Source organism: Bacillus sp. FJAT-29814 (genome assembly GCF_001510715.1).
Lineage (GTDB): Bacteria > Bacillota > Bacilli > Bacillales > Cytobacillaceae > Neobacillus.
In genome coordinates this window covers 60,790-73,850 of the sequence record NZ_LMTJ01000001.1, presented here as the reverse complement: position 1 = coordinate 73,850, position 13,061 = coordinate 60,790, and the positions used below count along the sequence as shown (strand labels likewise).

The 13,061-nt window shown below is 39.8% G+C and carries 13 protein-coding genes, 1 pseudogene and 1 other annotated feature; of the genes and pseudogenes, 5 read left to right on the top strand and 9 right to left on the bottom strand.

The annotated features are described in order from the left end of the window. Positions 1 to 205: 205 nt before the first annotated feature. Positions 206 to 364 (bottom strand): DUF3934 domain-containing protein, encoded by a 159-nt coding sequence (locus AR334_RS28600; RefSeq protein ID WP_082692708.1) that lies wholly within the window; start codon positions 362 to 364, stop codon positions 206 to 208. A 223-nt stretch (positions 365 to 587) separates the two neighbouring features. Then, positions 588 to 788 (bottom strand): cold-shock protein, encoded by a 201-nt coding sequence (locus AR334_RS00370; RefSeq protein ID WP_027322326.1) that lies wholly within the window; start codon positions 786 to 788, stop codon positions 588 to 590. 257 nt (positions 789 to 1,045) lie between these two features. Here AR334_RS00370 and AR334_RS00365 point away from each other — a divergent pair, with 257 nt between their 5' ends. Further along, positions 1,046 to 1,330: a hypothetical protein gene (locus AR334_RS00365; RefSeq protein WP_066303689.1), complete on the top strand. Its 285-nt coding sequence runs from the start codon at positions 1,046 to 1,048 to the stop codon at positions 1,328 to 1,330. A gap of 82 nt (positions 1,331 to 1,412) precedes the next feature. Here the strand turns inward: AR334_RS00365 and lysS are convergent, their stop codons facing one another. Next, on the bottom strand, positions 1,413 to 2,873 hold the full coding sequence (lysS, locus tag AR334_RS00360; RefSeq protein ID WP_066303684.1) for a lysine--tRNA ligase: 1,461 nt from the start codon (positions 2,871 to 2,873) through the stop codon (positions 1,413 to 1,415). Between the two features lie 87 nt (positions 2,874 to 2,960). Beyond that, positions 2,961 to 3,227, bottom strand: a binding site (T-box leader). 219 nt (positions 3,228 to 3,446) lie between these two features. Beyond that, the gene (locus AR334_RS00355; protein WP_066303682.1) at positions 3,447 to 4,424 is read right to left on the bottom strand and encodes a DNA/RNA non-specific endonuclease; all 978 of its coding nucleotides are present in this window, start codon (positions 4,422 to 4,424) and stop codon (positions 3,447 to 3,449) included. Between the two features lie 446 nt (positions 4,425 to 4,870). On the opposite strand from AR334_RS00355, the gene AR334_RS29795 reads away from it, so the two are divergent. Then, on the top strand, positions 4,871 to 5,254 hold the full coding sequence (locus tag AR334_RS29795) for a DUF5661 family protein (protein ID WP_172799132.1): 384 nt from the start codon (positions 4,871 to 4,873) through the stop codon (positions 5,252 to 5,254). A gap of 84 nt (positions 5,255 to 5,338) precedes the next feature. On the opposite strand, the gene AR334_RS00345 is transcribed toward AR334_RS29795, so the two are convergent. Further along, positions 5,339 to 6,790: a serine hydrolase gene (locus AR334_RS00345; protein ID WP_301337148.1), complete on the bottom strand. Its 1,452-nt coding sequence runs from the start codon at positions 6,788 to 6,790 to the stop codon at positions 5,339 to 5,341. 311 nt (positions 6,791 to 7,101) lie between these two features. Beyond that, positions 7,102 to 7,509 (bottom strand): DUF6223 family protein, encoded by a 408-nt coding sequence (locus AR334_RS00340; RefSeq protein WP_066303677.1) that lies wholly within the window; start codon positions 7,507 to 7,509, stop codon positions 7,102 to 7,104. Positions 7,510 to 7,714: 205 nt separating this feature from the next. On the opposite strand from AR334_RS00340, the pseudogene AR334_RS00335 reads away from it, so the two are divergent. The 3 genes and pseudogenes from AR334_RS00335 (at position 7,715) to AR334_RS00325 (ending at position 10,713) form a co-directional block, all read left to right on the top strand. After that, positions 7,715 to 8,401 (top strand): annotated as a pseudogene (locus tag AR334_RS00335) (response regulator transcription factor). After that, positions 8,398 to 9,522, top strand: a complete 1,125-nt coding sequence (locus AR334_RS00330; protein ID WP_066303675.1) for a cell wall metabolism sensor histidine kinase WalK — start codon at positions 8,398 to 8,400, stop codon at positions 9,520 to 9,522. Before AR334_RS00335 ends, AR334_RS00330 begins: the two are co-directional and overlap by 4 nt. 42 nt (positions 9,523 to 9,564) lie before the next feature. Then, positions 9,565 to 10,713 carry an FAD-dependent monooxygenase gene (locus AR334_RS00325; protein ID WP_066303673.1) on the top strand — a complete coding sequence of 383 codons (1,149 nt, stop codon included), beginning with the start codon at positions 9,565 to 9,567 and terminating at the stop codon, positions 10,711 to 10,713. Here AR334_RS00325 and AR334_RS00320 read toward each other — a convergent pair. The 3 genes from AR334_RS00320 to AR334_RS00310 all read right to left on the bottom strand — a co-directional run bounded on the left by AR334_RS00320 (position 10,690) and on the right by AR334_RS00310 (position 12,995). After that, complete coding sequence (locus AR334_RS00320) at positions 10,690 to 11,031, bottom strand: DJ-1/PfpI family protein (RefSeq protein WP_082692706.1); 342 nt, start codon at positions 11,029 to 11,031, stop codon at positions 10,690 to 10,692. The two genes, AR334_RS00325 and AR334_RS00320, sit on opposite strands and share 24 nt — an antisense overlap. 590 nt (positions 11,032 to 11,621) lie before the next feature. Continuing rightward, positions 11,622 to 12,524, bottom strand: coding sequence for an NAD(P)/FAD-dependent oxidoreductase (locus AR334_RS00315; protein WP_066305134.1), 903 nt, complete (start codon positions 12,522 to 12,524; stop codon positions 11,622 to 11,624). Between the two features lie 78 nt (positions 12,525 to 12,602). Further along, on the bottom strand, positions 12,603 to 12,995 hold the full coding sequence (locus tag AR334_RS00310) for an Rrf2 family transcriptional regulator (RefSeq protein ID WP_066303669.1): 393 nt from the start codon (positions 12,993 to 12,995) through the stop codon (positions 12,603 to 12,605). Positions 12,996 to 13,061 lie beyond the last annotated feature (66 nt).

Genomic DNA, 13,061 nt, shown 5'->3' with positions numbered 1-13,061 from the left:
TTACCTTATTCACTTTTTGGCAAGATTATTAATATTATGATATTCCATCTTTACAAATGGTATTATTGCATTTGGCAGCGATATCACCTGTCGCTATTGTCGTATTTTTTAACAAACGTCATGAAGAGTTTTAACATTAAATCATTACACTGCCCCGTTTATGAACACAAAACAAAAAAGGAACCAGTATGGTCCCTCACATCTTTTAACTATTCCTCGTGGTCTTGGCAATATCCGTTTTTTTTGTACCTTTACTTATATAGGGTTTGGCACTCTTTGCTTTGTTTGCACTAGCTTGCCAACGATTCCATCCTTTTTTGTCTGTTCCTCTGCCTATTCCGCTTTTCCCCTTAGCTTTACTCATACATTCACCCCATTACTATTCTACTTTGAGTTGCCTATCTGGTTATGTTTATCCAATTATGATGAAGAAAATTAGGAATTCTACAAATTATATGTTAGAATGTGTTTACCATTTGAATTACTGTTTTCATGTTCCCTACTCATCAGTGAGTGGGGTTTTTTGTTTTTAAGAAAAATAAAAGACAGACTCTAAAAAAAGAGCCTGTCCATATTTGCCATTGTTATTAAGCTTTACGAACGTTAGCTGCTTGAGCTCCACGTTGGCCTTGCTCAACATCAAAAGTCACTTCTTGACCTTCTTCTAGTGTTTTATACCCTTCGCCTTGGATAGCTGAGAAATGAACGAATACATCTTCTCCACCTTCACGTTCGATGAATCCGAAACCTTTTTCGCCATTAAACCATTTTACTTTACCTTTTTCCATGTTTGTTGCCTCCTACTGTGTTCGTACACACATTGTATTACTATCCTTGCTCTCAGTGATCATCAAGACGAAAAGTTTTACTAATACCATCTTATACACCGAACAAAAATAATTCATCTATAGAATAGCATTTGTTGACATTGTTTGCAAGGAACCCTAATTTTTTAACTATGTACTTCTTACTGTTCACCCATCAATGTACTTACTATTATTTTTCTATAATAAGGACATAATGATTGTAAAAGGGTGTGTTCCGAATGGATTTCCCCACGATACATACTAATTTTTGGGATGCTGTAATAGCAGTCCCGCTAATCATGATTATTACTGAAATACTAAAAGTGATTCTGAAGATTCCCAAAAAGTTTGTACCCACTATTGCTCTTATTTTAGGATTAAGTATTTCCATTTTTATAAGTCACAGACATCATCTAGTAGCAGGTATTTTTATGGGGTGGTTCTATGGATATGCTGCTATAGGTTCTTATGCGTCATTAAAAACTGCTTTATTGTCATTTAGGGGGGTTAGAAACGAAAAATAATTTTCTTTTTTGTACCCTTTTTCAAATAAGGTGGTAACTGAGACTTCAGTTTACCACCTTAAATATCCAATTGGATTGTTGATTATAATTTTTTAGTTAATGGAAACAAAACGCAATCTTTAATCGTATCACTATCAGTTAACACCATTAGCAAACGTTCTATGCCAAATCCCCAGCCTGAAATTGGCGGCATGCCATATTCCATAGCAACTAAATAATCTTCGTCCATCTCCATAGCTTCTATATCACCATTATTTTTAAGTATAGCTTGTTCTTCCAGCCTTCTTCTTTGTTCAAGTGGATCAACTAACTCAGAATAGGCATTTATTATTTCAGCACTGTTTACCACCAATTGAAATCGATCTGTAATAGTAGGGTTATGATCATTTGCACGTGCCAATGGAGATAAATCAATTGGATGCTGGATTAAAAAGGTTGGCTTGATAAGTTTAGGTCTGCACATTTTTTTGTAAAGAAGATCAATAAAATTACCTCTCCCTAAAGATTCAATATCAGGGTGATCTAATTGAAGATTTTTTTCCTTCGTTTCTTGGTATAAATCCTTAACATCAGGATAAAGGTCAATATCAATTCCTGTGTCTTTTAAAATTAAATCTCGGAAAGAGATAACTTCCCAATTTAATGAAAAATCAATAGCTTGACCTTGTATCAGTATTGTCGTTGTATTAAATGTTTGTTCAAGCACATTCAGAAGCATTTCACGCATTAATTTCATTGTGTCCTCATAATTCCAATATGCCGCATAGCCTTCAACCATTGTAAACTCTTGAAGATGCTGAGGGCTAATCCCTTCATTTCGGAAACACTTTGCAAATTCAAATACTTTGGTAAAACCACCAACAATTAATCTCTTCAAATATGTTTCTGGAGCTATTCTTAAATTTAATTCAGTGTCTAACGCGTTATGAAACGTTTTAAAAGGCTCAGCTAGTGCACCCGATGATGTATGTTGCAATACTGGTGTTTCAACTTCCAAAAAACCTTTTTCCTCAAAAAATCTGCGAATCGCACGAACCATGCTTGTTCTGGTTAACAATCGATTTTGAGTGTCTTTCGTCATCATTAAATCTAAGTAACGCTGTCTATATCGAAGTTCAACATTACTTAATCCGTGCCACTTCTCAGGCAAAGTTCGTAATGCCTTTCCAAGAAATACATAGCTTTCGATACGCAATGTTTTCTCACCTGTTTTTGTCGAATACATTCGCCCTTCAGCACCTATAAAGTCCCCAATATCTACAAACTCCAAAAATTGTTCAAATGGTCCATCACCAACTTCTTCTTTTTTTAATAGTAGTTGAAGGCTTCCATTAATGTTTGAGATCGTAATAAAACTCAGTTTATTAAAATCTCTAATACTCATTATTCGTCCCGCAACTTTTACTCCCGTTTTACCATCCTCAAGTCGTGCAGCTTCGTTAAGTTCGTAGTTTGCTGAAAATTTTTCGGGATAGGCCGTTATTCCCTGAGCCATTAACGTTTCTAGTTTTTCTATTCTTCTTGTTCTTTGTTCGTTACCCATTTTATTTACCTCCTGTTATTTGCTCATTTACCAATAAGACAATATATTTTTATCAACAAAAAAACTCCCACCCCCAAGATTGTTCATCTTGAGGACGAGAGTTTAGCTTCGTGGTACCACCTCAGTTTGTTGATATGTTACCATACCAACCTCTTTAGGTACGTCAATAAAATAAATTGATTATACCCTATCTCTTTATCGGGAGATCCCGTCGCAGTATCACTAAGAATAATCAAGCTTAGATCCGTGCGAAGCTCCGAGGCTTTTTCATTAAGCTAATTATTACTCCATTCCACCAACAGGAGCTCTCTGTGAATAATTAATCAAAATTACTCTTCTCTTCATCGCTTTATATTCCGTTTTTAATTTAAAGAATATTTTAGTCAAATTAACTTGTTTAGTCAATGGGACTTTGACTAATAATTTTTTATTCATTACAAAGAAATGCTCCTACTTATAAATGTTAAATTTACAACTTGTTCAACTAAACTGCCCCGCTGGTACAACAAGAAAAAAGCCGCCATAAATAGCAGCCTTTCTTCATTTTTGTGTAATATTTGTATATAGCCTTGTTTACTCACCTACTAGTCCATCACCATCTCGGTCGTCCATATATTTATAGAGCCATGAATCGCGCGTAATTGGCATTTTAAAGCCAGCAGCTTTGGCTTCCGCGATCGTCACAATTCCATTATGGTTGGTATCCACCTTACTAATATTTTCATTACTATTTTCCGTTCCGTTTGCTGGTACATTGTCTGTTTTCGGTGGCGTACCACTCGTACCTGTCGTTTCCCTTAAATTTTTGTTCACTTCATCTGGGTTGACATTGTCAAATTCATCAGTAATGGATCTGCCCTGTATTTTGTAGGTGAATTTATAATGGCTAGGAATTTGCGTCTGAGTGTTTGGATATGAAATCACTGCTACGAAATCGGTACAACCTCCTGCATCTCGAATCACTTTTTCCATATAAGCTTGATCGCCGTGTCGATTGAGAATGCTGTCCTGAGGTGTAATGTTATAGGCGTTTGATACTCCCCCAAGTGAATCTGCAATCACATGTCCTTGATCTAAATCTGGACGCTCAGTCCCTGGAACCTTTGCTTCATCAGGATAGTATCTCCCAGAAGATGTAACATGTTCAGTATTCGGATTTTGAAGTGTTATATTTTTTGCCTCAACACGAATCAGCTGTCCGTATTCATTTGTAAAAGCCCAATATTCCCTGTCGCCAAACCCGATATCCACTCTGACATTCGGCTTTCTATAACCTGACCTATCTCCGCCATCTACTTCAATTACCGTATATTTACTGTAGTCAAAGTCACCATTAACACTTGTTGTCGTCGGTGTACTCGTGGCAGGAACGCTTGGACTATCTTCGCTTTCACTAGTTGTTTTTTTGGCTTCAACGTTTTTGCTTACTTCTTGAGTTTTATTTTCTTTGATTTCTGTATTATTTTGTTGTGAACAACCAGTAAATATAATAAGTAGTGAAAGGAATAATAAAATAATCCCCCATGATTTTTGAAACCATCTTTGCTGCATAATGCACCTCTTTTTATAATTGAAATGGAATAATTTTATTATTTTTAACTAAGGTAACAAATTTTTGTAATGGCATAGAAAAAAATTTGTCATAGTAAAAATACAAATACTATTATACTGCTAAAATCCATCAAAAAACGAATAAATTTATATAATTTAAAAAGGATTCCAAGCTAAAGCTGAAATCCTTTTCATCATCGCTCTTTTTAGTATCATTGCTGTCATTGTTCGAGCAACCTACAATCATAACTAAAAGGCTGAAATTCTTCTATACCCATTACCACATCGTTAAACCTAAAACAACATCATAAATTGAAGTAATAGGCACCATTGGTTCAATTAGCTAAGTCGTATTTTTTGTTGAATTCACTACTTTTAGAAGACATGCTCATAAATAGGCAAATAACGTATATTGTTGTTAACTACCTGTTTAGGAGAGATGTGTTTTGTACTACTATCATAATCCGTATTTGAACCACTTCAGTAACGGTTATAACTATGGTACGCAATTTCTATACCCAACTAGTCCATACGGGTATAGGAATAGTCGTTCTGCAACTAGGGTTAAATCTTTTTCCAAAGAGGAAGCAGCGGCAATCGCTTTACTTTTAGGCATTGATTTTAATAAAAGCAAGTTTGATTTAGATGAGTTTTGGATGGGAGTAAATACAGAGCTTGAACATGGAAAAATATCAAGCCAAACGAATGTTACAGGCGATGACCCTATTATGACTGGGAAAATTGCACTGGCTCATCTTAACGAGTTTCCTGATTACTACAAAAGATTAAAGGTACTTGAGGAAGAAGCAAAAGCCTATTGGAACAAGTGATATAAAATGGATACACAAATGATAGGAAAAGCTTTTTGTAAGCGGCTTTGTAAAAATTGTATTTAAGTGAACGGGTGTCATATTTCAAAAGGAAGTATTTTCATGCCCAATCGACCGAACCAACCGAATGATCTCCATGCTTCCCTTTAGTGCCAGAATGACAGTCATGACCTTCAGCCAATTGATTACGTCCGGCTGGAAGATTGCTGCCATATGCCATATCGGTACAACCCGAGTCATACTCAACAGCAGGATAATAAGCAAACCTGCAAAATGTAGAACAATTCTTACTATAGCTTTGATGGTTATTTTAGAATGGCCGAAATTCTCAGGAACCCATGGCGTAAAGCAGCGCTTCGCAGTTCTTGCGGTCGTATATAATAACCAAGCGCTGAGAATGAAAATTAATCCATTTACAAGAAAATATTTCTGCGAAATGCTTAGACCGGATCCTCCAATCGGTTGTTCATTTAGTAAGTTTATCACCCCGGAGGCGATGTGTGTAGTTGTAATGACGTGTGTTTCAGGCCATTCAGCATCGATCGCGTCAAGAACGTTAGCGAAAACGATAACTCCCAGTTGTTGTTCCGGAACCATAAAAGTTTGGGCTTGGAATCCTAATGAGCCACCCGGCGATCCAATGACCGGTAAACCGTTAATGGTATCTGACGACCACCCCATGGCGTACGTTCCTGGAACAGGTTCGGTCTGCATGAGACGTATGCTTTTCCAAGTAAGCACGGATTCATCTTCAAATCTGCCTCCGTTCATCTGGGCAATCAAGTAATGGCTCATGTCCTTCGCACTGGTATACATGTAGCCCGCTGGAGCATCCCCGGCAATATAAACAAAGGGGCCGTCGTAGGCAACGTTGTGTCCAAATATCCGACGGTATGGCGTAGCCAGTCCGTGTGAAGCCGCTTCATCGAGCGTTACATAGCTATCATGCATAGACAGAGGGCTGAAAATATGTTCCTTTACATAGTTGCCATAGGACTGGCCGGATACTCGTTGCACAATATATCCAAGAAGTACATAATTTGCATTCGAATACGTGTACGGATGTTGAGTTTGCTTGGTTCCCTTTAAAAACTTTTCCGCATAAGACAAGGCGTTTTTCTCTATAGCGTTTTGATTTTGATTATTGACACTTTCCAGCGTGTTGCTAAAAGTAGAGATTTGGGTGAACCCACTTGTTTGATTAAGCAACTGACGTACAGTAATGAACTCTGCACCTTTATAGTGGGTCGGTAGATAGCGCTGTATAGGCGCATCTAAGTCAATTTTCCCTGCTTCGACAAGCTGTAGAACAGCAATAGCCGTAATCGACTTGCCGATCGAACCTAATCCGAAAGGTGTTTCAGGTGTTACAGGACGCCCCGATGAATCGGCTTGGCCATATCCCTTAAGGTAAAGAATACGATCCCCCTGTACAATCCCGAGAGCCAGCCCTGGAAGACGTTGTCGTTTCATTTCACGAGCAATAAAACTATCTACTTCGGTGAAGACTGAAGTTCCAGGGCGCTCTGCTTGCATGCTTCCATCATTTCGCGTTGAGTTGAATAGGGGGAAAATGATCAGACCAAACAAGATGATTGCTATAATCCTCCTTCTCAATTTCATTCCACCCCATTCCTGTTTTTTTCTGTAAACTATACAAAGATCAGATTCATTTTTTCTAAATCTAGCACATATTCCCATGATTGAAGAATGTTAAACTCATACATTAGTATTGTTTATTATCCCTTGAATGTTTGGACTTCCACCCTTTTATCGATTCCAATTCTAGTCTTCATGCCTTTTTTTTAAAAAACATCAAATGCATTATGCCAACTACAGGGCTTTCGTCAGCCGGCGCTGCGGCGGGAGCGGCTTAGCGTGATCCCTGAGAGGATCGTGCTAGTCAGCCCCATCACTATGGCAATGATAGCCCCGACTCGGCCATCACCGGTGCCGGGACCACCAGGGAATATGGTCACATGCACCACAGCGTAGACGATGACAATTACTCCCACCACCATGGCCACAATGGCCCCACGTCGCCCGCTGCCCGCACCGAAACGACCAGCGGAGCGGGCCAGAGACAACCCGGCGAGGATCGAGCAAATCAGCCCCACCACCGCGTCCATCGTGGCCCAGAGTCGACCAGGGGTAAATCCGTAACCAATATTACCGTTGGCCGCTTCAGCAGAGGCCAGAGTTGGCACAAGTAGAAATGCACAAAGTATTACGAATGAAACTAGCTTCATTTTCATTTGTTAAACCCTCCACTTTGTTGTTTTTGTAAACTGAATATTGCTATCGTTTCACAATCAGTTTAAAAAATAAATGTCGAGAACTTATGCAGATCTTCCTCTTTTTGCGTGGAAACCTTCAAGAATATGGTAAATCACGGTATAATTTTCGGTAATGGTATAATCTCGCACAGGAAGCAGATTAAACTGGGAAGTGGTGATGGGAATGGAAACGAAATTGTTGCTGGTGGAGGATGAACCGGGCATGCTTGAGGAAATGCACACCTATCTCGAGCGTGAAGGGTTTCGGGTATTGACAGCCTGTACCGGTCAGGAAGCGCTAAGGATTGCCGGATCTGAACGGCCTGATATCGTCGTACTCGATTGGATGCTCCCTGAGAAAAGCGGCATCGAGGTATGCCGCGAAATTAGGCAAATATCAAATTGCGGTATTATTATGGTCACAGCCCGATCGGATGAAGCGGATAAAATCGTAGGTCTGGAAATCGGTGCGGACGATTATTTAACAAAACCGTTCAGCTTACGCGAGCTTGCTTCGCGAATCCGAGCTTTACTTCGCCGCTTGCGCGGACCTGAGGATAGGTCGACATTCCTGGAAAGAGACAACCTGACTATTTCCGAGGCCAAATGTCAAGTATTCAAGGGCGGCAAGGAAATCCAACTGACACCAACGGAATTTTAAATCTTGTACACGTTGGCAGCAAGACCGGGAATGGTTTTCAGCCGCCTGCAATTATTAAAAACTGCCCTTTCGGACGAATATATGGGATACGAAAGAACAATGGATTCCCATATCCGAAATCTACGCCGCAAGCTGGGAGACGATCCCGCCAATCCTCGTTATATTCAAACGGTATACGGTTTTGGTTACCGATTCGGTGAACAATCATGAGGTTGACGGTACGTCAAAAAATATTTGTTTACACGGGGCTGCTCGTTCTTATTCTTGGAGCCTCTCATATTGTTAGCAATCAGTTTTACATGAGTTTTTTGTTCGATCAATTTCATAAGGAAGAAATCGATGGAGCGTATTTGAACGCACCGCCAGAGGAACAAATCGAGATCTTGAAGACTTACTTTTTGGGTAAGTTGAAGCAATTTTGGTTTGAAAAATGGGTATTTTTCGTAGCAACCGGGCTTTTCTTCAGTTTATGGATTTCGGGTGTACTGACGATCCCGCTTAGAAAGCTTGTTGCTGCTATCGAACGCGTTGCCCAGGGGGATCTGGACGTGAACGTTCCTGTACAATCAAAAGACGAATATGGCAAAGTAATCCAGACATTCAACGATATGACGCTTCGCCTTCGTGAAGCTGAAGACGCCCGCAGGCGATTAATAGCTGATGTTGCACATGAGCTTCGAACTCCGCTGTCTATCATGCAGCTAAAATTAGAAAATGCCCAACAGCCAGGTCAACACGTCCCTCCGGAAATGCTGCTTAGACTCCAAGACGAAGTGATCCGCTTAGGCCTGCTTGTGGAAGATCTTCATGTCTTGTCATTGGCTGAAGCGGGCCGGTTGGCATTGGATTGCCAACGGCTTGATCTGTCGGCGAGACTTGAACAAGTTGTTGATGATGTGAAAATGGAAGCTGAGGAAAACGGACTTGGATTGAGCTTCTATTCTAACACGAGGCCGGTGACGGTGATGGCCGACTCGAGACGGATCACGCAGGTATTCATCAATTTGTTGACAAATGCAATCCGCTACACGCCGGAAGGCGGAAGGATTTCGGTTGTAATGAAAGACAAAGTTTTGGAGCGGAATGAAGTCTATACATGTGTCTCAGTGATAGACACCGGCATCGGTATTCCAGCCGAAGAGCTTGCCCACCTATTCGATCGTTTTTATCGCGTGGAAAAAGCCCGTTCGCGGCATACTGGCGGAACAGGGCTCGGATTATCGATCGCTCATCATTTAGTCAGAGCCCATGGCGGGTTCATCCGCGTCGTGAGTGAGCCTGATCAAGGTACGACATTTACCGTTTATTTGCTTTTGAGTAAATCAGATTAATAAAGGCTGGGTTTGGAGTCTGCAAGAAGGGAGAATAATCAAATGGCAAATATCAGTATTATAGGCGGAGGAATCGGCGGGATATGTACGGCCTTTGCATTACAGCAGAGAGGACATGACGTCACGTTGTATGAAGGCGCAGCCACCTTTCAATCACAAGGAGCAGGTCTCGGGGTCGGTGCAAACGCGATGAAAGCTCTAGATAAGCTGGGACTTAAAGAACAAATGATGGAACATAGCCAAATTTTGCGCAAAATGATTATTTTATCAGATAAAGGAAAGCCCATTACGGAAACGGATTCGCTTATGGTCAGCGAACGGTTTGGTACGGATAATGTCACGATCCATAGAGCAGACCTGCTGCTTGTCCTAAGGAATGCGTTAAAGCCGGGAACGATAGTATTTAATAAGCGATGCGTGGATTTTGTGCAGGAACAAGATGGTGTAACAATTTCATTCGAAGATGGAGAAACCGTCCGCTCGGATGCCGTAGTGGCCGCGGATGGGATCAACTCCCTTTTTCGAAGAAATTTAGTGCCGGATTCCAAGCCAAGATATGCCGGCTATACGTGCTGGCGAGCTGTCATCACTGACCCAGCAATCGTGATTGATAATCTTGTGGCAACGGAAACATGGGGGCCTTCGGGACGATATGGTATTGTTCCTCTTGCCGGCGGTAAAATTTATTGGTTTGCCTGTGTGAAGGCAAAAGCCCGCGATCAGCGGATCGCAAAGTACGGTATAAAAGATTTGCTCTCGATCTTTAAGGGGTATCATAGACCCATTCCACAGATCCTCCATGCTACAGATGAAAAGTCACTTATCCACAATGATATTTTGGATATTAAGCCGATCCAACAATTCGCTTTTGGCCGGATTGTCCTGCTCGGCGATGCCGCCCATGCGACAACCCCCAATCTGGGACAAGGAGCCGGGCTAGCGATGGAGGACGCCTATGTCTTAGCGAGATGCTTGATGACTGCCGGGGAGATTGTCACAGCGTTTAAAGAATATGAAAGAAAAAGACTGGCCCGTACAAGGAAAATTATAAAAATGTCAAATCAGATTGGCCAAATCGCCCAGCTTGAGAACAAAGGGCTCATCCTGTTAAGAAACGCTGTTTTAAAGCAAGTTCCACCATCGATGAACATGAAACGATTTGAATTTTTATATGACGTGGATTGGGATTAAAAAATGAAAGGCGAGGAGCAATTTGAAAAATATAAAAAATCTTCTCATGGAATGGTACACCGCCTGACGGCCAGTTTGAACTTTATGGTTCCAGCCACCGCCAGGGATGATTAACAAATCTGGTCTGTTGTCTAAACGTAAAAAATCATGGACCGTTACTTGAACGCCTAAGGATGAAACGACTTCTTTTTGAGACTGACTTGCGACTAATTCAATCTCGAATGGAGCTCCTGCCTCGATTCCTCGCTTTAAAACTTCATAAGGTGCCAAAGCGACAAGTTCCCCAAATCCTTCAAATAATACAATTTGTATCTTCACCCTCATACTCTCCTTTAAAACCTCATTCAGAATAACCCCATTCTACTTTCTTAGACGGGGTTAAAATGAGTTGTTTAAATCAAAGGGGTTAATCCACAATCGTACCTGATTGTTAGCGGTGCTAATCTTCCTTTCTATTTATTTCAATCCAGAATGACATTGCTCTCATTCCCCACCATCGCAATGACTTGACCGGCACCTAAAATTATTGCCAATTGGATGTTTATCTTATCAGTTTTCAGCTTACGGAATACCTCTAATTAAATGAACAATCAGAAAGCCGAGCGGGTATCTATTTATTGACTGCAACAAAATAAAAAATCCTCTATCCCCAATTAATTCGTTCATATCGAGTATACCTTGAACTTTTAATAATTAAAATTACATATATTTAATGAAAATTGATAAGAATTTCTTATTATAATTCTTTTATTCAACAAAATGGCCCGTTGTTGAATAAAAGTAAAACATCGATCTTAAATTAAACTCACCCATTAGTGCAACAAGAAAAGAATCGCCGCAGCCAATCCTTTCTTAAACTCAAGCACCCTATAGTTTAAGTACATTGTTTCACAAAGTTTTTAAATAGTTTAATTAAAATCATCTTGAGATAAGTCTGTATTGACTCCCATTGCGGCTCTAGAACCTTCCGCTGCTGCAATAATCACTTGTGAAGGAGCAATAACTGATGTATCTCCAGCGGCATATAGCCCTTCAATATTAGTTCTGCCAAATTGATCAGTTATAATTCCACCGAGCTCCTGTGTTTTACATCCTAAAGATTGACCGAAAGTGGTGGCTTGAATCCATTTAGGTGTCACAAATCCTCCATTCCTCTTTACCTCTTCACCATCCTCAAAAATTACAGCTTCTAAACTCCCATTTCCGCCTATAAGAGATTTAATTTTTTGCTCATATACTTTAATTCCTTTTCTTTGTAACATATTCATTTGCTCTACGGTCAATATCTTTTTTCCATTGGTACAAACAATTAAGTCTTTGCTCCAATTGTAAACTGTTTTAGCCATATGGAAAGCAGAGTAGCTTTCTGAAATAATCATTAGCGGAAGGTCTTTCAACTCCCAGCCATCACAATAAGGACAGCTGAAAAGACTTTTTCCATAGAAATCCATAATGTTTTCTATTGCCGGATGAATTTCCTTAAGTCCTGTAGCTAAAATCACCTTCTTCCCTTCAATACATTCTCCTTTTTCGGTCACGACTTCGAAATGCATTCCCGTTTTTTTTACATCAATAATTTTTTCATTTCTTATCATGATAGAAGGATACTTGGCTATGTCCTGATGAGCAATTTCTCTAAATTCTCTTGGTTTAATTCCGTCTCTTGTAATAAATCCATGCGACTCTTGGGTAACTGCGTTTCTTGGAGAGTTATTGTCGAATAAAATCACATTTCTTCTTGCCCTGCCTAATACAAGTGCAGCGTTTAAACCCGCTGGACCTCCACCTACAATTACACAATCTAACATAATAATATACACTCCTTTTAATTAAATATATTAAAGACCTTTATTATCTATAATAAAGGGATAAAAAAAGACATCATTTAATTATTCAGATGTCTTAGCTAAATCTGCCAGGGTTTGCCGCCTTAATTCTTCTTCCATTTTTTCTTCGGACTTCAACATTACTTTTTGGATCTGACATTGAGGTCCATGGTCTAATCCGCACTCAAACAATGATGACTTTCCCTCAATAGCAAAAATAATATCAAGAAAAGAAATGGATTCCCAGCCTCTTGTCAATGAATATCCACCATTTGCTCCTGACACAGAAGATACCATTCCTTCTTTTACAAGCTTGGTTAGGATTTTAGATAAGTAAGTTGGTGAAACATTCAGCTTTTCTGCTAGTGTCTGTACCCCTATTGGTTTGCTTGATTTTGACAAGGCTAAATTTAACATTGTATGAAGAGCGTAATTAGTTGCTTTTGAGTACTTCAATGTATTCAACCCTTCCTATCTATTAAAGACTATAAGACTCTCTAATATCTATTATAATTGTGTAAA